This window comes from Kitasatospora sp. NPDC088346 (genome assembly GCF_044740765.1).
Taxonomy (GTDB): Bacteria; Actinomycetota; Actinomycetes; order Streptomycetales; family Streptomycetaceae; genus Kitasatospora.
Genome location: NZ_JBIURH010000030.1, coordinates 46,404 through 67,176, shown reverse-complemented (window position 1 = coordinate 67,176; position 20,773 = coordinate 46,404). Strand labels below are relative to the sequence as shown.

Annotated in this window: 19 protein-coding genes; 5 read left to right on the top strand and 14 right to left on the bottom strand. The window is 75.5% G+C overall.

The window, feature by feature from the left end; genetic code table 11:
- Window positions 1-49: 49 nt before the first annotated feature.
- Window positions 50-619, top strand: a complete 570-nt coding sequence (locus ACIOFR_RS29500) for a PadR family transcriptional regulator (RefSeq protein WP_401002261.1) — start codon at window positions 50-52, stop codon at window positions 617-619.
- Between the two features lie 10 nt (window positions 620-629).
- On the opposite strand, the gene ACIOFR_RS29495 is transcribed toward ACIOFR_RS29500, so the two are convergent.
- On the bottom strand, window positions 630-1,301 hold the full coding sequence (locus tag ACIOFR_RS29495) for a hypothetical protein (RefSeq protein WP_401002260.1): 672 nt from the start codon (window positions 1,299-1,301) through the stop codon (window positions 630-632).
- Window positions 1,302-1,620: 319 nt separating this feature from the next.
- Here ACIOFR_RS29495 and ACIOFR_RS29490 point away from each other — a divergent pair, with 319 nt between their 5' ends.
- From ACIOFR_RS29490 to ACIOFR_RS29480, 3 genes are read left to right on the top strand one after another with little or no spacing between them, the layout of a single operon-like run.
- A complete protein-coding gene (locus tag ACIOFR_RS29490; RefSeq protein WP_401002259.1) occupies window positions 1,621-2,550 on the top strand; it encodes a hypothetical protein in 930 nt (309 codons plus the stop codon).
- Between the two features lie 2 nt (window positions 2,551-2,552).
- A complete protein-coding gene (locus ACIOFR_RS29485) occupies window positions 2,553-3,413 on the top strand; it encodes an SDR family NAD(P)-dependent oxidoreductase (RefSeq protein WP_401002258.1) in 861 nt (286 codons plus the stop codon).
- Window positions 3,413-4,156 (top strand): polysaccharide deacetylase family protein, encoded by a 744-nt coding sequence (locus tag ACIOFR_RS29480; protein WP_401002257.1) that lies wholly within the window; start codon window positions 3,413-3,415, stop codon window positions 4,154-4,156. The genes ACIOFR_RS29485 and ACIOFR_RS29480 overlap by 1 nt, the downstream gene beginning before the upstream one ends.
- 27 nt (window positions 4,157-4,183) lie before the next feature.
- Here the strand turns inward: ACIOFR_RS29480 and ACIOFR_RS29475 are convergent, their stop codons facing one another.
- The 3 genes from ACIOFR_RS29475 to ACIOFR_RS29465 form a co-directional block, all read right to left on the bottom strand.
- A complete protein-coding gene (locus tag ACIOFR_RS29475; protein WP_401002256.1) occupies window positions 4,184-5,281 on the bottom strand; it encodes a hypothetical protein in 1,098 nt (365 codons plus the stop codon).
- Between the two features lie 4 nt (window positions 5,282-5,285).
- Window positions 5,286-6,266, bottom strand: a complete 981-nt coding sequence (locus ACIOFR_RS29470) for an NAD-dependent epimerase/dehydratase family protein (RefSeq protein ID WP_401002255.1) — start codon at window positions 6,264-6,266, stop codon at window positions 5,286-5,288.
- Window positions 6,267-6,333: 67 nt separating this feature from the next.
- A complete protein-coding gene (locus ACIOFR_RS29465) occupies window positions 6,334-7,458 on the bottom strand; it encodes a DegT/DnrJ/EryC1/StrS family aminotransferase (RefSeq protein ID WP_401002254.1) in 1,125 nt (374 codons plus the stop codon).
- 258 nt (window positions 7,459-7,716) lie between these two features.
- Between ACIOFR_RS29465 and ACIOFR_RS29460 the strand changes: the two genes are divergently transcribed.
- On the top strand, window positions 7,717-8,961 hold the full coding sequence (locus ACIOFR_RS29460; protein ID WP_401002253.1) for a cytochrome P450: 1,245 nt from the start codon (window positions 7,717-7,719) through the stop codon (window positions 8,959-8,961).
- Between the two features lie 55 nt (window positions 8,962-9,016).
- Here ACIOFR_RS29460 and ACIOFR_RS29455 read toward each other — a convergent pair whose 3' ends face one another.
- The 10 genes from ACIOFR_RS29455 to ACIOFR_RS29410 all read right to left on the bottom strand — a co-directional run bounded on the left by ACIOFR_RS29455 (window position 9,017) and on the right by ACIOFR_RS29410 (window position 20,763).
- A complete protein-coding gene (locus tag ACIOFR_RS29455; protein ID WP_401002252.1) occupies window positions 9,017-10,777 on the bottom strand; it encodes an ABC transporter ATP-binding protein in 1,761 nt (586 codons plus the stop codon).
- Window positions 10,778-10,964: 187 nt separating this feature from the next.
- On the bottom strand, window positions 10,965-11,102 hold the full coding sequence (locus ACIOFR_RS29450) for a SapB/AmfS family lanthipeptide (protein WP_380268247.1): 138 nt from the start codon (window positions 11,100-11,102) through the stop codon (window positions 10,965-10,967).
- A gap of 101 nt (window positions 11,103-11,203) precedes the next feature.
- Window positions 11,204-13,807, bottom strand: coding sequence for a class III lanthionine synthetase LanKC (gene lanKC, locus ACIOFR_RS29445; protein WP_401002251.1), 2,604 nt, complete (start codon window positions 13,805-13,807; stop codon window positions 11,204-11,206).
- Between the two features lie 579 nt (window positions 13,808-14,386).
- Window positions 14,387-14,626 carry an amphi-Trp domain-containing protein gene (locus ACIOFR_RS29440; protein WP_401002250.1) on the bottom strand — a complete coding sequence of 80 codons (240 nt, stop codon included), beginning with the start codon at window positions 14,624-14,626 and terminating at the stop codon, window positions 14,387-14,389.
- A 117-nt stretch (window positions 14,627-14,743) separates the two neighbouring features.
- Entirely contained in the window at window positions 14,744-15,406 is a 663-nt protein-coding gene (locus tag ACIOFR_RS29435) for a hypothetical protein (RefSeq protein ID WP_401002249.1), read from the bottom strand.
- Window positions 15,393-16,691 (bottom strand): 2-isopropylmalate synthase, encoded by a 1,299-nt coding sequence (locus tag ACIOFR_RS29430; protein WP_401002248.1) that lies wholly within the window; start codon window positions 16,689-16,691, stop codon window positions 15,393-15,395. Before ACIOFR_RS29430 ends, ACIOFR_RS29435 begins: the two co-directional genes overlap by 14 nt.
- A gap of 186 nt (window positions 16,692-16,877) precedes the next feature.
- A complete protein-coding gene (locus ACIOFR_RS29425; protein WP_401002247.1) occupies window positions 16,878-17,702 on the bottom strand; it encodes a DUF427 domain-containing protein in 825 nt (274 codons plus the stop codon).
- Window positions 17,703-17,745: 43 nt separating this feature from the next.
- Window positions 17,746-18,819, bottom strand: a complete 1,074-nt coding sequence (locus ACIOFR_RS29420) for an LD-carboxypeptidase (protein WP_401002246.1) — start codon at window positions 18,817-18,819, stop codon at window positions 17,746-17,748.
- Between the two features lie 8 nt (window positions 18,820-18,827).
- Window positions 18,828-19,844 carry an ABC transporter permease gene (locus ACIOFR_RS29415; RefSeq protein WP_401002245.1) on the bottom strand — a complete coding sequence of 339 codons (1,017 nt, stop codon included), beginning with the start codon at window positions 19,842-19,844 and terminating at the stop codon, window positions 18,828-18,830.
- Window positions 19,837-20,763 (bottom strand): ABC transporter permease, encoded by a 927-nt coding sequence (locus ACIOFR_RS29410; protein WP_401002244.1) that lies wholly within the window; start codon window positions 20,761-20,763, stop codon window positions 19,837-19,839. Before ACIOFR_RS29410 ends, ACIOFR_RS29415 begins: the two co-directional genes overlap by 8 nt.
- Between the last annotated feature and the right edge of the window lie 10 nt (window positions 20,764-20,773).

The following is a 20,773-nucleotide window of genomic DNA, read 5'->3' as shown; positions in this document are numbered from 1 at the left end:
TCTTGAGTATGATGCAGGGACGGGCGAGGAAAGGGAAGGGGCGGCTGCGATGGCCTTGCGGCACGCGGTGCTGGCGGCACTGCTCGACGGCGAGTACAGCGGCTACCAGCTGGCGAAGGCGTTCGACATCGGCGTCGCCAACTTCTGGCACGCCCTCCCGCAGCAGCTCTACGCCGAGCTGGCGAAGCTGGAACGGGAGGGGCTGGTCGAGGGCCGGGAGGTGGTGCAGGAGTCCCGGCCCAACAAGCGCCTGTTCCAGGTCACCGAGGCCGGCCGCGCCGAACTGGAGGCGTTCGCCTCGGCCGCGCCGAAACCCTCCTTCATCCGCGACGACCTGCTCGTCAAGGTCCAGAGCGCCGACCGCATCGGCACCGCCGCGGTGATCACCCAGCTGGAGGAGCGGGCGGCCGCGGCCGACGCGAAGATCGAGCTGCTCGGCACCCTGCTGCGGCAGCTGCGCGGCGACGCGGAGGAGGACGAGTTCCTGCTCCGCGGCGAGCGGATCGGCGGCTACCTCACCTGCCTGCGCGGCCTGTCCTTCGAACGGGAGCACCGGGACTGGTGCCTGCGGATCGCGGCGCTCCTGACCCGACGGCAGGCGGCGCACGCCCGAGGGTGACGCCGCCGGCTCAGGACCGCTCCGGGAGGACCTCGACCCCGGCCGCCAGCATGGCCTCGGCCACCCGCCGGGCGAGATCGTCGTGGCAGATCAGCAGCGTCGTCCCCGGGTCGCCCCGGCGGACGGGCAGGTGGCCGTCGCCGGTCGCCTGGAGCTGCCAGCGGTCGCGTTCGGTCGTCCACAGCGGCTCGTAGCCGGCCAGCGCCGCCCCGACCTCGGCGGCCCGCGCCGCCGCCCGGGAGCGGCGGCCCTCGGGCGTCGGCGGCGGGCCCGCGTGCAGGGCGACCGACACCGCGTACCCGTCGCCGTGCGCGGGCCGGATCCGCAGCCCCGGCGCCGCCGCCGAGCCCACGGCCGCCAGGACCTCCCGGACGGGGTAGCCGAGCAGGTCGACGTCGTCGAGGACGACCGGTGTGCCGCCCGGTCGCGAGGCCGCGGACGGCGTGCGGCTCAGGACGACGGCGTGCAGCCCGTCCGCGGTGCTCCCGGCCCGCGCCGTCACCGTGACGTCGCCCCAACGGGCGGTACGGCTCCAGGCGCAGTCCGCCGGGACGGCGTCGGCCGGTCCGCCGGGGCCGAGCCGGGCGAGGATCGTGGCCGTGGCGGGTTCGTCCGCGCCGAAGGTCAGGGTGCCCGCACCGTGGGGCAGTTCGACGCCGACTCCGGGCAGCAGCTGGAACACCGGTCGATCCTGCCCCCGCACGGGTCGCGACCGCAAGCCGCACCCGCACGCCGCACCCGCGCGCCCCGCGCCGCAACCCGTTCGGCGGGCGCGCCCGCCGGTGGCCCTCCCGGCGCCGGGTCACCCGCACGGCCGGGCGGCGGCGGGTGCGTCCCGAGCCGCGCCCGGCGCCCGCGCCCGGCCCCGGCGGCTGCGGCGCGGCAGTGGCGGGCCCAGACTGGTGGTGAACGCCGCCGGCGGTACGGGCGGCCGGGCCGTGCGGCGCGACCGGGATGCCACCGGGAGCACCGCACCCGATCCGCGAAGGGCGTCCGCCACCATGCTGCTCGGGCTCACCACCGCGCTCGTCGCGACCGTCTGCTTCGGCTTCGCGTGCGTCTTCCAGGCGCGCGGAGCCCGGTCGGCGCCCCGGGCCGACGGGGTGCGCGTGGGACTGCTGGCGGCCCTGGCCCGTTCATGGCAGTTCCTGCTCGGTACGGGCCTGGACATCGTCGGGTTCGCGCTCAGCGTCGTCGCCCTGCGCAGCCTGCCGCTGTTCGCCGTCCAGGCGGTGACCAACGCCAGCCTGGCGATCACCGCGGTGGCCGCGGTCTGGCTGCTCGGCGCCCGGCTGGGCCGCACCGACATCGCCGCGATCCTCGCGGTCGTCGTCGGCCTGACGCTGGTCGCGGTCGGCTCGGGCCGGGAGGGCCGCGAGTACGCGGGCACCGCCTTCCACGTCGCGCTGCTCGCCACCGCGGTGCTGATGCTGCTGCTGACCGTCGTGCTGGCGCGCCGCGGCGGCAACGCGGTGGCGGCGGGTCTCGGTCTGCTGGCCGGCGTCGGCTTCGGCATCACCAGCCTCGCCGTCCGGGTCATCGACGCCGCCGACCCGGTGTCGCTGCTGACCGACCCCGCCGCGTACGCGCTCGCCCTGGGCGGGCTCGGCGGGTACCTGGCCTACGCGCTGGCCCTGCAACGCGGGACGGTGACCGCCGCGACCGCCGCGGGGACGGTCGCCGAGACCTTCGGGCCCGCGCTGGTGGGCGCGCTGGCCCTGGGTGACCGGGCCCGGCCGGGGTTCGCCTGGTCGGCGGTGGCGGGCTTCGCCATCGCGGTCGGCGGAACGTTTCTTCTAGCCCGGTTCGGTGAGGTCGAGGCGGCGCCGCAGGAACACGAAGGACCGCAGGCCGACCCCCCGGCCGACCGGACCGAGGGGGAGGAGCCGTCGGCCTCCGCCGGGTCCGTCCCCCATTCAGCGGACAGGTGAGCATGGACGACAACAGTGCGCGACCGCCGGCCCCGACCGACCTCCCGCCCGGTCTCCCGATCGACGTCCCGCTCGACCTGCCGCAGGCCCCGGCCCCCCGGCCCACGGCCGGCGGTCGCCACCGTCCCGTCGTGCTGATCACCGGGGCGTCCTCCGGCATCGGCGCGGCGACGGCGGCCAGGCTCGCCCGGGCCGGCTGGTACCCGCTGGTGTCCGGCACCGACCCCCGCCGGCTGGCGGAGACCGCCGCCCGCACCGGCGGCCACGCCCTAGCCGAGGACCTGGCCGTCCCCGGCGGGGCGCAGCGGCTCGCCGAACGGGCCCTCGCCGTGGCCGGGCGCGTCGACGCGCTGGTGGCCAGCGCGGGTGTCGGCTGGCGCGGACCGTTCGCCGCGATGCCGCAGGACGTGCTCGACCGGATCGTCGAGGTCGATCTGGCGGCCCCGCTGCGGCTGGCCAGGCTGCTGCTGCCGGGCATGCTGGAGCGCCGGCGCGGGCGGATCGTCCTGCTCGGATCGATGGCCGGCCAGGTCGGCGTCGGGGGCGAGGCCGGCTACGCGGCGGCCAAGGGCGGGCTGGCCCTGTTCGCCGAGAGCCTCTGGTACGAGCTGCGCGGCACCGGCGTCGGGGTGCGCATCGTCCTGCCGGGCGCGGTGGACACCCCGTTCTTCGCCCGCCGCGGCACCCCGTTCCACCGCGAGCACCCGCGGCCGGTGTCGCCCGAGCGGATCGCCGACGACGTCCTGCGGGCGCTGACCGGCCACCGGGACAAGCTGTTCGCCCCGAGCTGGCTCGCGATGCCCGCGCGACTGCACGGTGCCGCGCCCGAGCTGTTCCGGCAGCTGGCCGCCAGGTTCGGCTGATGGGCCCGGCGCGGGCGGCCGGATGGGCCGGGGCGGCGGTGGCGGGCGTCCAACTGCTGCACCTGGCCCCGGCCGTGAGCCGGCTGGCGGTGGTGCGCCGGTACGCGGCGCCGGCCGTCGCGGGCCGCGGCGCGGCCGGGCACGTGGCGCTGACCTTCGACGACGGGCCCGACCCGGAGAGCACGCCGCGCTTCCTGGACGCGCTGGACGCGCTCGGCGTGCGGGCCACCTTCTTCCTGCTCGGCAGCATGCTGGAACGCTCACCCGCCCTCGGCCGCGACCTGGTCGCGCGCGGCCACGAGGTCGGCCTGCACGGGTGGCACCACCGCACCCAGTGGTACCCGGCGCCCGGGCGCGACCTGCGGGAGCTGCGCCGGGCCACCGAGGCGATCACCGCCGCCTGCGGCGCCCGGCCACTGTGGTACCGGCCGCCGTACGGGGTGCTGACCACCGGACTGGCCCTCTCCGCCCGCCGCCTCGGCCTGCGCACCGTGCTGTGGACCGCCTGGGGCCGGGACTGGACCGCCGACGCCACCCCGGCCTCCGTACGGCGCACGCTGCGCCCCGGCCTGCGGGGCGGCGCGACCCTCCTGCTGCACGACGCGGACTGCACCTCGGCCCCCGGGGCGTGGCGTTCGGCCCTCGGCGCCCTGCCGGCCGTCGCGGAGCGCTGCCGCGAGCTCGGGCTGGCCCTCGGCCCGTTGCGCGACCACGGCCTGCCGCCTGCGGTGACCGCCCGGTAGCCGGGCCGGGTCCGGCGGCGCCCGCGGCTACCCGGCGACGCCCGCCAGACCGACCCGGTCGAGCACCTCCGAGAAGGCCGACTGCCAGGCGCCGGGGGAGGCACCCGCGGACGGGGCCGGTGCCTCGCGGCCGAGCGCGGCGAGCGCGCTGCGCACCACCTCCCGGGGGCGGGCGGACACCACGTCGGCGTGGCCGAGCTCCAGCTCGTGCTGGAGGTTGTCCCGCCCGTGCCCCTGGACCACGTCGAGCAGCAGCAGCCGCCGCCCCAGCGCGCGCGCCTCGCTGCAGGTGTCGCCCGAGCTGGTCACCACCAGGTCGGCGGCCGCCATCAGGGTGGGCACGCGGTCGGTGTGGCCGAAGGTGTGCACCCGCGGCTGCCGGGCCTGAACGGCGCGCAGCCGTTCCTCCAGACCGGTGTTGCGGCCGGCCACGGCCAGCACGTGCGGGCCGGCCGCGGCCAGCGAGTCGGCCGTCCGGGCGAGCGGCCCGAGTCCCCAGGACCCGGACATCAGCAGCACGCAGGGGCCTTCCTGCGGCACGCCGAGCTCGGCGCGGGCGGCGGCGCGGGTGGGCGGCCGGTAGAAGGCCTCGCGGAGCGGCGCGGGCACCACCGCGACCGGTGCCTCGGGCCGGTAGCGGCGGACCGCGCAGGCCGCGACCTGCGAGGTGACCAGGAACAGGTCCGTCTCCTCCTGCACCCACAGCCGGTGCGGGGTGACGTCGGTGCAGAGCACCAGGTGGCGCAGGCCGGGGCGGTCCCGGCGCAGCCGGTTCACCGCGGAGGTGGCGGTCGCGAACACCGAGACCACCAGGTCGGGCCGCTCCCGGTCGAGCAGGTCGCGCAGCCGGGGGACGAGCCGTCGTCCGGCCGCGCCGTCGGCGAGCAGGGCGAGCCGGGCGCCCGGGCGCAGCGCGGCGAAGTGGAAGGCGTCGTAGAGCCCCGGCAGGTCGAGCATGCGCCGGAAGACCGCCTCACCGGCCGGGCCGGCGCTGTGCCCCAGCAGGGCCATCGCGTCGACCGTGCGGGTGGTCCAGCCCCGGGCGCGCAGGGAGTCGGCGCAGGCCAGGGCCATCACGTCGTGGCCCTGGCCGAGTGATCCGGAGACGAGTAGCGCGTGCGGCACGGCGCTATCCGACGGCGCCGCGACCCGCCGGGCCGTCACCGGTGGCCGGGGGCGTGGCGGGCGGCGGCTCCTGCGCCCGGTACCAGTCGGCGTAGCGGCCGACCCCGTCGGTGAAGCTGGTGCGCGGGGTCCAGCCGAGCAGCCGCTTGGCCCGGGCCGAGGAGATCCGGCGAACCGGGTAGTCGGCGGTGCGGGCCGGGATGTGCTCGATGTGGACCGGGCCGAGCAGACCGTCCACGGTGTCGGCGATCTCGCGGACGGAGATGGCGGTGGAGCCCTCCAGTGCGAGGGTCTGGTCCTGCGCCGCGGGGGAGAGCGCCCGCACGTGGGCGTCCGCGAGGTCCTCGACGTAGACGAAGTTGCGGGTCTGTCGGCCGTCGCCCGCGATGGTGATCGGTGTCCCGTTCAGGGCCGCCTGCACGAAGCGGGCGACGACCAGCTCGTCCCGCATCCGCGGCCCGTACGGGATGCCGTACCGCAGGATCGTGAAGTGGCTGCCGTAGAGCTCGCGGTAGCTGTGGACGAGCATCTCCGAGGCGAGCTTGCTGGCCACGTACAGGTGGCCGCTGCGCTCCAGTTCGACGGGGACGTGCTCGTCGAGCTCGTCCCCGTCGAGGTCGGCCTCGGCGAGGGCGGCGCCGTACACCCAGACGGTGCTGGCCAGCACGGTGCGGCTCAGGCCGCAGCGCCGGGCGGCCTCCAGGACGGTCGCGGTGCCGTCGATGTTGAGCCGCACGGCCCGGACGGGATCGGCGGTGACCTGTTCCACGTCGGCCATCGCGGCGAGGTGGAACACCACCTCGGTGCCGTCCAGGACGGAGGTCAGGGCGGCGGCGTCGAGGATGTCGACGTGGGCGTGTTCGGCGCCCGGGTTGAGGTACCGCTCGGTGGTGTCCACCGCGAGCACTTCGTGCCCGGCCGCCAGCAGCCGGTCCACCACGTGGGAGCCGATGAACCCGCACCCGCCGGTCACTGCTACGCGCATTCCTTCTCCTTGGTCCGGTCCGTCCCGCCCCTGGCCCCGCCCCCCGGTCGCACCGCGTCGGCCCGGGTCAACCCGCCAGTCGGCGGTGGACCCGGGAGACGGCCTCGATCACCTGGTCGATCTCGTCCTCGGTCATGTCGGTGTGCACCGGCAGGCAGACGTGACGGGCGCAGACGTCCTCGGCGACCGGCAGCGGGCCGCCGCGGTAGGGGGCGAGCACGGGCTGTTCGTGCAGCGGCAGGTCGTAGACCTCGCCGGCGAGGCGGACGCCGAAGTCCTCGGCCGCCTCGCGCTTGAACCGCGCCCGGTCGGTGCCGGGCGGCAGCAGCAGGACGTACTTGTAGTAGTTGCCGCGGCAGCCGGCCGGCTCGGTGAGCGGCTGCAGCCCGTCGAGCGCGGCCAGCGCGGTGTCGTACCGCCGGGCGACCCGGCGGCGGTTCTCGACGAACTCCTTGAGGCGTCGCAGGTGGACGGTGCCGACGGCGGCGTTCAGCTCGCTCAGCCGCCAGGACCCGCCGAACCGGATGTGGTGGTTGGTGGAGAAGGAGCCCTTGCCCTGGTCCCGGTGGATCCGGGCCTCGTCGCGCAGGTCCGCGGACTCGGTGAGGATCATGCCGCCCTCGCCGCTGGTGACGACCTTGGTCGGGTAGAACGAGAAGGCGCCGGCCAGTCCGAAGGTGCCGGCCGCGCGGCCGCCGTAGCTGCTGCCGTGGGCGTGCGCAGCGTCCTCGACCAGGGCGATGCCGCGCTCGTCGCAGAGGCGGCGGACGGCGTCGACCTCGGGCGTGATCATCCCGCCGACGTGCACCAGCACCACGGCCGCCGTCGTGGGGGTGAGCGCGGCCTCCACGGTGGCCGCGCTGAGGGCGAAGGTGGACGCCTCGACGTCCGCCAGCACGGGACGGCCGCCCGCGTGCAGCACGGCGCCGGCGGTCGCGTAGAAGGTCACCGCCGGGACGACGACGTCGCGGTCGCGGACCCCGAGCGTGCGCAGCACCACTTCGAGGGCGGCCGTCCCGGAGGAGACGGCGACGGCGTGCGAGGCGCCGTGCTCGGTGGCGAAGGCCTGTTCGAAGCGCTCCGTCCAGGGGCCCAGGGTGAGCATCCCGGTGGACAGGATGTCGGTGACCGCTTCCGCGACCGCCGTCCGGTCGTCCTCGTCGAACACGATCCGCGCCGCGGGAACGCCCACGTGCCACCTCCAGCAGGAATGGAATCGTCCTATAGCGGATGAATCGGGCACCTCAGGCTAGCGCGACCCGACCCGCCCGTCCCGGTGCGACGGCCCGTCCGGGTGAGCGCCGGACCGCCGCCGTCGCCGGGAGCGGCCACCGCCGGCGTCGGGGAATCGGCGAAAAGCCGCCCGGGGACGGGATCGTGCGGGTACATTCCTCTGCGGCGACCGATCTTGATCAACATGTACCGATCCGACCACCGGAGAGCCCTCCTGATGGACACTCAGCGCTGCCCGTACCGACTCGACACCACCGCGGCCGACCTCCACGGCGAGGCCGCCCTGCTCCGTGCCCGCGGCCCGGCGACCCCGGTCGAGCTGCCCGGCGGCATCCGGGCCTGGTCCGTCACCGACCCGGGCCTGATCAAACGGCTGCTCACCGACCCCCGGGTCTCCAAGGACGCCCACCGGCACTGGCCCGCCTACCTCGACGGCGAGGTCGCCGAGGACTGGCCGCTGCGGATCTGGATCGACGTCCGCAACGCGCTCACCGCCCACGGGCCCGAACACACCCGGCTGCGCCGCCTGATCGGCACCGCGTTCAGCGCCCGGCGGGTCCGGCAGCTCACCCCGGTGATCGAGGAGATCGCCGCCGACCTCACGGACCGGCTCGCCGCCGACGCCGGCGACGGACCGGTCGACCTGCACGCCCGGTTCACCTGGGTACTGCCCCTGATGGTCGTCAACACCCTGCTCGGCGTCCCCGAGGCGATGCACGACGACTTCCGCAGCACCGTCGGCAGCCTCTTCGACACCGACGTCACCGCCGAGCAGGCCGTCGCCAACGGCCAGGCCGTCTACCGGCTGCTCGCCGAACTGGTCGCGGCCAAGCGGCAGGACCTCGGCGACGACGTCACCAGCGCCCTGATCGGAGCCCGCGACGACGAGACCGGCACCGGCCTGTCCGAACAGGAACTCCTCGACAGCCTGCTGCTGCTGATCGGCGCCGGACACGAGACCACCGTCAACCTCCTCGACCACGCCGTGGTCAACCTGGTCGAGAACCCCGAGCAGCTCGCCCTCGTCCGCGGCTCCGCTGCCACCTGGTCGGACGCCGTCGAGGAGACCCTGCGCCACCAGGCCCCGGTGGCCAACATCATCCCGCGCTTCGCCACCGAGGACCTGCACGACCCCGACACCGGCGTGACCCTCCCGAAGGGCGAGCTGATCGTCATCAACTTCGCCGCGGCCGGCCGCGACCCCGGCCTGCACGGCGGGACGGCCGACCGGTTCGACCTCACCCGGGACACCCGCCGGGACCACCTCTCCTTCGGGCACGGCACCCACTTCTGCCTCGGCGCCGAACTCGCCCGCCTGGAGGCCCGGATCGCCCTGAGCGCCCTGTTCGGCCGCTTCCCCGACCTCGCGCTCGCCGTGCCCCCGGCCGAGCTGCGCCCGCTGGAGTCCTTCATATCCAACGGCCGCAAGGAACTCCCCGTCCTCCTCGGCCGCCGGGACTGACCGGCTCCGCTCACGGCCGCCGAGCCCGACCGGCTCGGCGGACCCGCGGGGCCGGTCAGTGCACCGCCGTGGCCTGGCTGGCGACCAGTTCCCGGTACGGGGTGCAGCGTTCCAGCAGGGCGGGGTGGTCGCCCGCGTCCAGGACGCTGCCCTCGCTCATCATGATCACGTGGTGGGCGTGCTGCACCGTGGACAGCCGGTGGGCGACCACGATCACCGCGCGGGTGGCCGCGAGATCCTCCACCACGGCCCGGAACCGCTGCTCGTTGAGGCCGTCCAGCTGGCTGGTCGGCTCGTCCAGCAGGACGATGTCGGCGTCCGAGAGCAGCGCGCGGGCCAGCGCCATCCGCTGGCGCTGGCCGCCGGACAGGTCCGACTCCCGCCCGAGCAGGGTGTCCAGGCCCTGCGGCAGCCGGGCGATGTCCTCGGTGAGGCCGACGGCGTCCAGCGCGGCCGCGAGCTCCTCGTCCGTGGCGGTGGTGGCGCGGCCGAGCTGCAGGTTCTCCCGGGCGGTGGCCTCCAGCAGGGTGAACGCCTGGTCGACGTAGGCGATCCGGGCACGCAGCGCGTCCAGCGGCCAGTGCCGGGTGTCGTGCCCGAGCACCGTGATCGAGCCGGAGGTCGGCCGGATGAACCGGTCGATCAGCGACAGCGCGGTGCTCTTGCCGGCGCCCGAGGGCCCGACCACGGCGGTCAGCCCGGTCCTGGCGGTGCTGAAGGAGATGCCGCGCAGCGCGGCGTCGCAGGCCCCGGCGTGCGTGTACGAGACGGAGCTGAACACCACGGACGGGGCGTCCGGCGCCGGGGTGGGCACGGCCCGCCCGTCGTCCCGGTGGTCGGTCTCCTGCGGGAGCAGCAGCAGGTCGTTGCAGCGGTCCCGGGCCGCCAGGCCGGCCTGGAGCCGGCCGAGGCCGGTGGCCAGGGTGCTGACCGACGGGATGGTCTGCAGCAGGTACAGCAGGAACGCGGCGAAGGCGGCGACCTGGAGGTCCCCGGAGGCCAGCCGGGCGCCGCCGGTGAGGATCACGGCGATCATCGCGAACTGGTTGCCGAGGGTGAGCAACGCGGGGATCAGGGCGCCGAGACGGGCCCCCTCCAGCGAGACGGTCTGCAGGGCCTCCGCGTCCGCCGCCAGGGTGCGGGCCGCCACCGGTTCCGCCCGGTACGCCTTGATCGTGGTGAGCGCGTCCAGGCTGGAGGTGAAGCGCTGCGCGATCTGGCCGACCGCCACCTGCTGGCCGGTCACGTTGGCCTTCATCCGGCGCAGGACCAGCAGCAGCAGGACCGTCAGCGCCGCCAGCGAGACGACCGTGACCAGCGTGAGCACCCAGTCGATCCACACCATCACGGCGAGCGTCGACACCACGGTCAGGGCCGCCAGCGGCAGCTGGGTGGCCACGTCGACGACCTGCCGCAGCAGCGCGGCGTCCGAGGTGATCCGGGCCGCGAGCTCGCCGGTGCCCTGGGTCCGTACCACCGAAAGCGGCAGTCGCAGCGCGTGCTCCATCAGGCGGATCCGCAGCCGGTACGCCATCCGCTCGCCGATGCGGGCCAGCAGGAAGCCGGAGCCGGCCTGCTCGACGGCGCCCGCGACGGCGGCCGCGCACATCAGCAGGATGTCGGTGCCCAGCGGCCGGTGGGCGGAGAAGTCGGTGATGACGTTGCGGACGAGCAGCGGCAGCGCGAGGGCCGCCGCGGTGGCGGCCAGCGCCAGCAGCAGGGCGAGGACGAGCCGCCCGGGCTCGGCGCTCAGTTCTCGGCGGAGCCGGACCGGGCCCGGAGCGCGGCGGGCGGGACGGGGGAGCTGGTCGGCCACGGGGAACCTCTCTGGATGGTTCGGGGTCGCGGGCGGTGCGCCCGTCGGGCGGTGGATCGGCGCGGGCCCCAGACGCGGACCGGGCCGGAGCAGCGGGGCGCTGCTCCGGCCCGGTGGCCGGCCGGGCCCGTGGTGGCGGCCCGGCCGGCTCGGCGTGCTGCCCGCCCTCAGGGGGCGGTGGCGCAGGTCAGAGACAGATGAGCGTGCTGACCGTGCTGGTGCCGCAGTTGAGCACGCTGAGCGAGCTCGTGCTGGCCAGGGTGTCGTCGATGGGGGCCGCCTCGGTCTCGGGCAGGTCCATGGTCTGGAGGTCGAGGATCGCCATGACTGTTCTCCTTCGTTAAGCGGTGTGTATCGCCCGGCCGGCGGCCGGGAGTCGGTGGGGGCGCGGCTGCGCCCGGTGGCGTCGTGGGCCCGGGGGCCCGGTCAGCCGGGGGCGGCGGTCGACGGCCGGTCGGCCGGACTGCCGGTCCAGGGGAGGAAGGGGGTGCCGGCCAGCGCCGTTCCCAGCGCCAGCAGCACACCGGCGGAGCCGGTGGCCAGGTCGGCCGAGAGGCGCAGCAACTGGTCCCCGGGGAAGGCGAGTTCTCCCCGGTAGGAGATCTGGTGCAGGGCCAGCAGCCGGCGCTGGCGGTCCAGCACGGCCCGGCCGTCCGGCGTCCCGTCCGCGGCGCGGGCGCGCGGCCGGGTCAGGGCCAGGTAGCCGAGGAGTCCGGCACGTCCGTTGAACAGGCCCGGCTGGATGATGAACTCCGGCTCGGCGGCCCGGCGGATCGGCGGTTCGTCGGCGGCCGACGGGCTGTCCGGGCGGTGCGCCAGCAGGGCGTCCAGGGCCAGGCCGATGCCCGCACTGCCGGTCTCGATGTAGGGCAGCACCCGGCGGCCGTCGACCACCTGGAGGGTCCCGTCGGCGACCGACACGCAGCGGTCCAGGTCCAGCCGGAGCAGGGTCTCCGCCTGGTCGAGCAGCGAGGGGTCGCCGGTCCGCTCGTACAGCCGGACCAGGGCGAGTGCGGCGCCGGAGCCGCCGGCCAGCAGGCCGGCCCTGCGGTTCGCGTCGCCCGAACCGGCCTTCTCCAGGGCGTCGGCCGAGGACCTGGCGAGCGTGACGGCCTCGTCCAGCAGTCGTTCGTCCGCGGTGGCGTCGGCGAAGTGCAGGAGCGTCAGCGCGATGCCCGCGCCGCCGCCGGCCAGCCCGGGGCCCGGTTCGTCGTCCGGCCGGGCCGAGAGCCGTTCCAGCAGGTCGAGGGCGGTGTCGCGTTCGCCCAGCAGGTCCAGTGCGTAGGCGACGCCGTGTCCGCCGGAGTACAGGCCCGGCCCGGGCGGGCGGGTCCGGGTGGCGCGGACGAGCCAGTCGACGTGGTCGGGGTCGACCGGGGAGCCGGTGGCGTGCAGGGCGTACAGGACCCCGGCCGCGCCGTGGGCGAGGCCCAGGCCGCCCTGGGTGAACTGGGCGACGTCGCCGGGGAACAGCCGGTCGGTCCGGTCGGGGGTGGCCATCGCCGCGATGCCGCGGGCGAGGGAGTCCCTGATCCGGGGCCAGTCGGCCTGTGGGTCGGTCAGCAGGGCGGCGGTGTCGGCGCGCTGCTGACCGAGTTCGGGTCGGAGCGTCCGGCCGTCGGCGGGCGCGGGGCCCAGCATCCGGCGGATCTCGTCGGTGTACCCGGCGGGTACCGGGAAGCGGCGTTCGAGGGCGTCGGCGAGTTCGCCGGCCTTGCCCGGGTCGAGGGCCGGCAGCTGGGCCAGCGGCAGGAACAGCCAGAGCCGGATGGCGGCCAGACCGTACCGGTCGACCTGGGCGCCGGTGTACCCGGACGGCGCGGTGAAGCCGGCCGCACCCAGTGCGGGGCGGACGAAGTCGTCGGTGGTGCTGGCGAGCTCGAAGTCGATGAAGCAGATGTCGCCGTCGGGTCGGATGATCAGGTTGCGGGGGTGGAGGTCGCCGAAGACCACCCCGCGGGCGTGGATCGCGTCCAGGGCCCGTTCGATCCGTCCGACGATGTCGAGCGCCTCGCGGGTGTACTCGGCCACCGCGTGCTCGTCGGCGTCCGGATGGATCAGCGGGTAGTTGGCGGTCAGCCACTGGCTGAGCGACTGGCCCTCGACGAACTCCTGGACCAGGAAGCGGTGTTCCCAGGCGGTCAGCAGTCCGTGCTGGGCCGGTACGCCGGGCACCCCGTCGAGGCGGGCCATCATGGCGTGCTCCTGCCGGAGCCGGGTGACGGCGTCGACCCCGCGCTGGTCGAGGCCGGCGTGCGGCCGGGCCTCCTTGAGCACGACCTGCGGCCCGTCGGCCCCGTCGCGGGCCAGGTAGACGCCGCCCGCGTTGGAGAAGTGCAGGACGCGTTCGACGGTGTACGGCAACCCGGTGTCGCTCTGCGCGGCGCGGGCGGCCACGGCCGGTGCGATGCACTCCGGGACCGGCGCCCAGTCGGGGACGGAGAAGCCTGCCCCGCGGACGTCCGGCACCAGCCGGCCGTCCGGCCCTTCGAGGGCGAGCACCCGCTCGCCGGCCGCGTTGCGGCAGTGGCGCTCGGCGAAGCCCCCGTACCGGAGGTAGAGCGGGCCGTCCCCCCAGCGCAGGTCGCTGAGGATGTACGGGCCGCGGCGGCCGGCCAGCAACGGGCCGAGGCCGGTCAGACATCGCTCCAGCTCGGCGTCGTCGACCGGGTACAGCGTGCAGAACTTGCCGCTCGCACCGCGGGGGGCGTACTTGGAGTTCTGCACCTGGAGGATCGGCAGGCCGCGGAGGAACTTGAAGGTGATTCGTTCCTGCAGACAGTAGGAGTGGACCTGGTCGAGCACCGCCTCGGCGTCCTCCGCGCAGGAGGACACATGGACCTTCCAGCCCTGCGAGGGCAGTTGGACACCGGTGGGCCGCACCACGGCCCAGATTTCGAGGTCACCGCGCTCCCACCCGGCGGGCAGCGGCCGGCCGACGGCCTCGAACTCCTCCTGGGCGCCCCAGCGCCGGGGCGAGTCGTAGAACAGCGGGTCGGCGTAGGCGTAGGCCTCGTACCGGTTGTCCAACGGAACCCTCCTCGGGGCGGGACGTACCAGCGGGTGGGGATGGGGAACGGAGCCGGATCCGCTGTCGGCCCTGACGGGCCGGGTCGGAATCCGGGCCACCGGCCGGAGCGGGAATTCCCGGAATCCGGTGGGACGATGTGAAGTATTAAGGGCCGCCAAGTTCGCCCACAACGGCGCGGACGCGGCAATTCCGCACGCAATTACACTACCCGGCGCAGGCGGAGATCCCGGAGTGCGCCGGGGCGCCGTCTTGTGCGCCGGGGCGGCGACGGGGGGTCCGTCGGGCCGCCGGCCGGCATCGGCCGACACTCCTCGGGCGCTGCTCCGGGTCACCACACACTCGTTTGACCTGCGGTTTGTGCGGATGGGCGGCCGGTCCCGGAGAGTCGGGCGAGAGTGCGGGTGGGCGCCGGAGCGGCGCGGGAGCGCGGCCGGACGGCCCCGGAAATCAAGGTTCCCGTCGGCGTACGGCCACCGACGGGAACTCTGAAGCCAATCAGAAAAGCGTGAACGAAAGATCAATGACCGGGTGTCTGTTCTATTTATTGAGCGCTTCCCGGCCCCTCGGCAGCGCGATAATCATTCCTCCGTTCGGCCGGTCGGCCACGTGAACTCGACCTCCAGCTCGACCTCGCCGTCCCCGACCTCCACCTCGATCTCGCTGCGGAGTTCGTCGGGGATGCGCAGGGTCAGCTTCCCGGGGCCGAGTTGCAGTTCCGCGTTGCCGCCGTGCCGCAGGGCGGCCGCGAGCTCCTCCAGCTGGTCGGCGGCCTCCAGCCGGGTCAGTGAACGCTTGTGCTCGAATTCGAGGTCCTTCACGGAAGTCTCCGATCCGGGAGGGGACGGCGGACACCGCCGAGTGTGGCTCCGCGCGGCCCGCCCGGCATCACCCCACCCGGGTGAGCCGCGGGTCAGGGCGCCCGGGTGAGCCACGGGTCAGCGCGCCAGGCCCGCCCGCAAGCGGGCCAGGTAGCCGGCCGGATCGGGCCCGTGGGCCCGGTCCTGCGCCCCGCGGCGGACGAGGGCCAGGCTCCCGTCGGCGGCGATCCGCAGCGTCGTGGTGGCGGCGTGCGGCGCGCCGGCGTCGCGCAGGGCATCGGCGCCCAGGACCGGAACCCCGGGGCCGAACGCCGCGACGGCCTCCGCCGTGGTGGCCACCGGGGCCCGTCCGGTGCGGTTGGCACTGCTGACGTACAGCAGGGGAAAGCCGCCCAGCAGCGGGGCCAGCGGCCGCCAGCGGGCGCCGAAGAGCAGGAGGTGGCCGTCGCGCAGGGCGGGCAGCGCCGGACCGGGCACCGGCTCACCGGCGCGGACCGGTACCAGCAGGGTGACCAGCTCGTCCCGCAGCAGGGTGAGCGCGCTGCGCAGCGCGGCCGGCGACAGGGCCAGCGCGGCGCCGAGGCCGTGCCAGGCGGCGTCGTGGTGGACCCACAGGGCGACCTCCTGGCCGGCGGGCCGCCCCTTGGCGTGGTTGACCACCGCCGGCGCGGTGGCGGCGACGACATAGGTCAGCGGGCTGGGGTTGGGCAGGATCGCGGCCCGCCCGTCGGCCAGCGCGGCCGCGACCACGCCGGTGTCGAGCGGTTCAGGAGCGGGCATCGCGGTCCGTCCCGTCGGCGTGGTCGGCGCGGACCGGCCCGGTGGCGCGGGCGGCGGCGGCCGAGGTGAGCCCGTCGAGGTAGGCGGCGAAGTCCTCGTCGGGGACGACGGCCCGGCCGAGCCGGTAGGCGCGGTCCTTGACCCAGGCGAGCGCCGTGCGGGTCTGTTCGGCGTCCAGCCGGTGACCGAGCCGCTCGGCGACGGCCGCCAGGACGCGCCGGCTGGCGAGGTGGGTCAGCACGACGGTCGGCGCCAGCCCCAGGTGAAGCTGCGGGTCGTACGGCTGGAAGGTCCCCGGGTGGGTGAACGGCGTGCCGGTGGAGATGCTGGCGACGCCGGTGCCGACCACCGGCGTGGTGACGGTGAGCGGGACGCCGGTCTCGGCGGAGACCAGCCGGGCGATGCCGGGCAGCCGGGTGAGGTCCGGCGCCGTCCACCAGGCGTCGCGGCCCGGCCCCAGGATCCGGGCGGCCTTGTCGGGGTCGTGGGCGAGCAGGAACAGCACCTGTTCGGTGGCGGCCATGCCGCTGCGCTCGGCCATCCCGAGCCAGGAGCAGGCGGCCACGCGCACCCCGCTCTCCAGCGCGGCCAGCGTGTTGGCGAGGCCGAGGCCCAGGTCGTTGTGCAGGTGCGAGACCAGGACGGTGTCCGGCCCGGCGCCGTCCGCGATCCGCCGGAACAGCTCGCGGGTCGGGCCCGGCAGCAGGTCCCCGACGGTGTCGGCGATCACGACCGTCCCCGCGCCCTGGGCCGTCATCGCCCCCGCGTACTCGGCGACCAGGCCGTGGTCCGCGCGCGGCGCGTCCACCAGACAGACGTCGACCGCGGTGCCGTCCGAGCGGTCCACGGCCTCCTTGACCGTCTCCAGCCCCCGGGCCAGGGCCTCGCGAGCACCGCGGTGGACGAGGGCGCGCGCGGTCGCCTCCGAAGCGGCGACGATCACCATGACCCGGGCGTGCGCCGCGCCGCGCACCGCGCTCAGCGCCAGCCGGACGTCCTCCGCCGTGGCCCGGCAGACGGCGACGGGGCTCACCGCGCCCTGGGCCTCCAGGGCGACCCGGCGGGTGGCCTCGAACTCCTGCCCGCACACCGAGGGGAAGCCCGCCGCGAAGACCACGTGGCGCGGTCCGTCCGCCCCGAACACCGCGCCCTGCTCCCGCGCCAGCCGGACCCGGAAGTCCGCCCGCATCAGGGTCTTCGCCTGCGCGCCGTCCCGCGCGGACTCCTCGAACAGGACCACCCGCCCGGCGCCGGCCGACTCCCGCACCACGTCCACTGCGGACACTGTGTCAATCCCTGCCTCCGCGCGGCAGTTGTGCGCCGCGACCCGCGAAACCCGACAGCGGCGATGGTAGGCGGCAGGACGCTCCGCACGGTCGGCGAACGGGCGGGAAGGGCAGGTCGCCGGCGGCGGTGTCCCTCCTGGGGATGAAGATTGCCGCGTTCCGCCGGCCGGTGCCCGCGCGAGCGGCTACCCGCGCCCGGGGGAGAAGGGGGTGCGCGGCCGCTGGAGGGGCCGGCCGTCGAGGAACAGGTCGGTCCGCTCGTTGTAGAACGCGATCAGCCCGGCGATGGGCTGGAGTTCCCGGGTGGGGAAGCCGTACGACCAGGCCAGGTCCGGGTGCAGGCGCCCGCCCGCCCGGGCCGTCCAGTAGCCGCTCGTGGTGCCCTTGTACGGGCAGGCGGTGACGGTGTCGCTGGGGATCAGCCGGGACAGGTCCACCTCCGCCGGGTTGAGGTAGTAGCGGGTCGGCAGGCCCGTCTCGAAGACCAGCACCGGCGAGGACGACTCCGCCAGCACCACCCCGTCCCGCTCCACCCGCACGGTCCTGGTCGACCGCAGCGCGTCCACCCGGGTGTACGGGCTGCGCGGGTGCACGAAGACCCGCTCGTCCTCCTCGTACCAGGCGTCCAACGCGTCCCACTCGAAGCGCGCGGTGTCCGCCAGCCCGTCCGTCCCGGAGGCGTGCAGCACCCGGGCCGCGTCGGGGCGCAGCCCGTCACCGACCCGCAGCCCGTACCGGTGCGCCGGCCCGCGGGGAGTGTCCTCGGGGGCGGTGTCCTGCGGCACCAGCAGGTCGGCCCGGACGTCGGCCAGCGGGACGTAGTACTGCGGGTAGTGCGGGTGCTCCCAGACGTAGCTGGCCCGGACGGTGTCCAGCACGGTCTCGCCCCCGAGCACGGCGCGGATCCGGCGGGGGACGGGCTCGACGTGTCCTGCCGGCACGATGATCGCGGGGTAGCCGCGCCCGCTCCGGCTGTCCCGGTCCTCCTGGCCGTCCTGGCGGTCGTTCACGGTGTGCTCCCGTCGACGAGGTGCCGGCTGTTCACCGCCCAGGCTACCCACCGCGGCCCGCCGCCGTACGGCCCGCCGGCTCACGGCCTGCCGCCGTGCCGTGGTCCGCTGCCTTGCTGCGTTCGGCTGCGGCTTGAACGCCGCTCGCGGGTCGCCCGCCCGGCGCTCCGCCCGCCGTCCGGGCCGCCAGCGGTGGCTCCAGCAGGGTGAGGGACCCTGCGGCGAGCTCGGCCCGGACGCCCAGCGGCACCGTGAGCTGGAGCGGTCCGTGGCCGGCCGGCAGGCCGCAGGCGACCGGGACGCCCAGGCCGCCGAGGCGGTCCGCGAGCAGCGCCTCCACCTCGTGCGGTGGCCCGCAGTCGGTGAAGTCGCCGAGCACGAAGGCCGCGGCCCGGTGCAGGACCCCGGCCCGCAGGAGCTGGGTGAGGATGCGGTCCAGCCGGTACGGCTCCTCGCCGACCTCCTCCAGCAGGAGCAGGCAGCCGTCCGGCGGGAAGGCGGTCGGGGTGCCGACGGAGGCGGCGAGCAGGCTGGCGTTGCCGCCGGCGATCCGGCCGCGCGCGGTGCCGGGGACCAGCTGCGGGCCGGTGAGCGGCAGCCCGGTGACGCGTTCGGGCTCGAACAGCACGGTGCGCAGGTGCGCGGCGCTCGTCGGGTTGGCGGTGATCGCGCCGGTGGCGGGCATCGGGGCGTGCAGCGTGGTGGTGGCGAGCCGGACGGCGAAGGCCTCGTGCAGGGCGGTGACGTCGCTGGAGCCGATCAGCAGGGCGGGTGGCGCGGCGGCGAGGCGGGGCCAGTCGACCAGGTCCACCATGCGCTGGGTGCCGTAGCCGCCCCGGGCGCAGAACACCGCCCGCACCCCGGGGTCGGCGCAGGCGGCGGTGAGGTCGGCGGCGCGGTCCGCGTCGCGACCGGCGAGGTGGCCGAGGTGGGTGTCGCGCACGTGCGGCAGCACGGTCACCTCCAGCCCCCAGGACTCCAGCAGCGCGGTGCCGCGGTCCAGCAGCTCCGGGTCGGGCGGGCCGGCGGGCGCGGCGACGGCGACCCGGTCGCCGGGGCGCAGGGCCTGCGGCACGGTGCGGGTGCCGGGCTCGGTGGTGCGGGGCCGGGTCGGCACGGCGGTCCTCATCTCAGCTTGGGGTCGTAGGCGTCCCGTACGGCGTCGCCGAGCAGGATGAAGCTCAGCACCGTCGCCGACAGGAACAGCGCGGGGAACACCAGCAGGTGCGGGAAGTCGAGGAAGTACGCCTGCGCGGCGTTCAGTTGCAGCCCCCAGGAGAGTGCGGGGTACTGCAGTCCGACGCCGAGGAAGTCGAGCGTCGCCTCGCCGGAGATGACGTTGCCGACGTTGAGCATGGCGACGACCACGACCGGCGTCACCGCGTTGGGCAGCAGGTGGCGGCCCATCAGGCGCAGCGGGCCGGCGCCGGTGGAGCGGGCCGCCTGCACGAAGTCGGCGTCCCGCACCCCGATGACCTGCGCGCGCATCACCCGGGCCATGGTCGTCCAGCCGAGCGCGACCAGGACCAGGGTCATCGCGCCGAGGCCGTGGTCGGGGAAGGCCACCAGGACGACGGTGGCGCCGAGCACGAACGGCAGGCCGAAGAAGACGTCGGTCAGCCGGCAGACCAGGCCGTCGACCCACCCGCCGCAGTAGCCGGCCAGCAGGCCGAGCAGCACCGCCACGGCCAGCGCGCCCGCCGTCACCGACAGGCCGATGACCAGCGACGGGCGGCTCCCGCGGACGACCTGGGCGAGGTAGTCGCACCCTTGCAGGTCGAATCCGAACGGATGCCCGGGGCTCGGCCCGACCCGGGAGTCGGCGAGCTCGCAGCGGCCGGTGTCGTCGGTGAGCAGTGCGACGAACGGGTCGGGCAGCGCCGCCATCAGCGCCATCAGCAGCAGGACGGCGGTGCAGGCGATCACCAGCGGGCGCGAGCGGAGCTCCTGCCAGGCACCCGCGCCGGGCCGCCGGCCGGCCCGAGGCCGGTCCCCGCCCGGGCCGTCCGACGGGTGCCGGCCGCCCTTCGGGGGCAGCAGCAGGTCCTCGGTCGGCGCACCGGCCGGCGCGGGTGCGGCCGGCGCGGCGGTGGACGGAACGGCGCCGGGGGGAACGGCGGGCGCGGGCTGCGGGCTACTCATGGCGGATCCTCGGGTCGAGCAGGCCGTACAGGACGTCGACGACCAGGTTGGCCAGGCAGAAGACCAGCACCAGCAGTGTGGTGATGCCGACCACGGTCGGGCCCTCGCGCAACTGGATGGCCTGGAAGACCTGCTGGCCGATGCCGGGCAGGTTGAAGATGTACTCGGTCACGACCGCGCCGGCCATCAGCGACCCGAGCTCCACCCCGAGGAAGGTCACCACCGGGATCATCGAGTTGCGCAGGGTGTGCCGCAGCACGACCCGGTGCCGCCGCAGGCCCTTCGCCCCGGCGGTGCGCACGTAGTCGGCGCGCAGGTTCTCCAGCAGCGAGGCGCGGGTCAGACGGGCGACGTACGCGACGCCGAAGGAGGCGAGCACCAGCCCGGGCAGCAGATAGGCGGCGGGCCAGCCGTCCTCGGTGCCGGAGACCGGGAACCAGCCCAGCCGCACGCCCAGGACCAACTGGGCGAGGTAGCCGACGATGTAGACCGGGACGGCGATCACCAGGGTCGTCCCGGCCAGCACGGCGTTGTCGGCCCAGCCGCCCTTGCGCAGCGCCGCCCACACCCCCAGACCGACCCCGAGCACGGTCTCCAGGCACCACGCCGTCAGGCCGAGCCGCAGGGTGACCTGCCAGCGGCCGGCGAGCGTGTCGGCGACCGGCTCGCCGGTGAACGTGCTGCCGAGGTCGCCGGTCAGCAGTCCGCCGAGGTAGGCGAGGTAGCGGGCGAACAGCGGCTCGTCGAGGTGGTAGCGCTGGTGCAGTTCGGCGAGGACCGCCGGCGGCACCGGACGGTCGCCGGCCAGGCCCTGGATCGGGTCGCCGGGCAGGACGAAGACCATGGTGTGGATCAGGAAGGTGGTGGCCAGCAGTACGGGGATGGCGTACAGCAGGCGGCGGGCGATGTAGCGGCCCATCGGAGCGCCC

Bases quoted from the DNA above. Each gene is read 5' to 3' on its own strand.
- ACIOFR_RS29500 (WP_401002261.1), top strand. From the start codon at position 50: ATGGCCTTGCGGCACGCGGTGCTGGCGGCACTGCTCGACGGCGAGTAC.
- ACIOFR_RS29490 (WP_401002259.1), top strand. From the start codon at position 1,621: ATGCTGCTCGGGCTCACCACCGCGCTCGTCGCGACCGTCTGCTTCGGC.
- ACIOFR_RS29485 (WP_401002258.1), top strand. From the start codon at position 2,553: ATGGACGACAACAGTGCGCGACCGCCGGCCCCGACCGACCTCCCGCCC.
- ACIOFR_RS29480 (WP_401002257.1), top strand. From the start codon at position 3,413: ATGGGCCCGGCGCGGGCGGCCGGATGGGCCGGGGCGGCGGTGGCGGGC.
- ACIOFR_RS29470 (WP_401002255.1), bottom strand. From the start codon at position 6,266: ATGCGCGTAGCAGTGACCGGCGGGTGCGGGTTCATCGGCTCCCACGTG.
- ACIOFR_RS29460 (WP_401002253.1), top strand. From the start codon at position 7,717: ATGGACACTCAGCGCTGCCCGTACCGACTCGACACCACCGCGGCCGAC.
- ACIOFR_RS29450 (WP_380268247.1), bottom strand. From the start codon at position 11,102: ATGGCGATCCTCGACCTCCAGACCATGGACCTGCCCGAGACCGAGGCG.
- ACIOFR_RS29435 (WP_401002249.1), bottom strand. From the start codon at position 15,406: ATGCCCGCTCCTGAACCGCTCGACACCGGCGTGGTCGCGGCCGCGCTG.
- ACIOFR_RS29415 (WP_401002245.1), bottom strand. From the start codon at position 19,844: ATGAGTAGCCCGCAGCCCGCGCCCGCCGTTCCCCCCGGCGCCGTTCCG.
- ACIOFR_RS29410 (WP_401002244.1), bottom strand. From the start codon at position 20,763: ATGGGCCGCTACATCGCCCGCCGCCTGCTGTACGCCATCCCCGTACTG.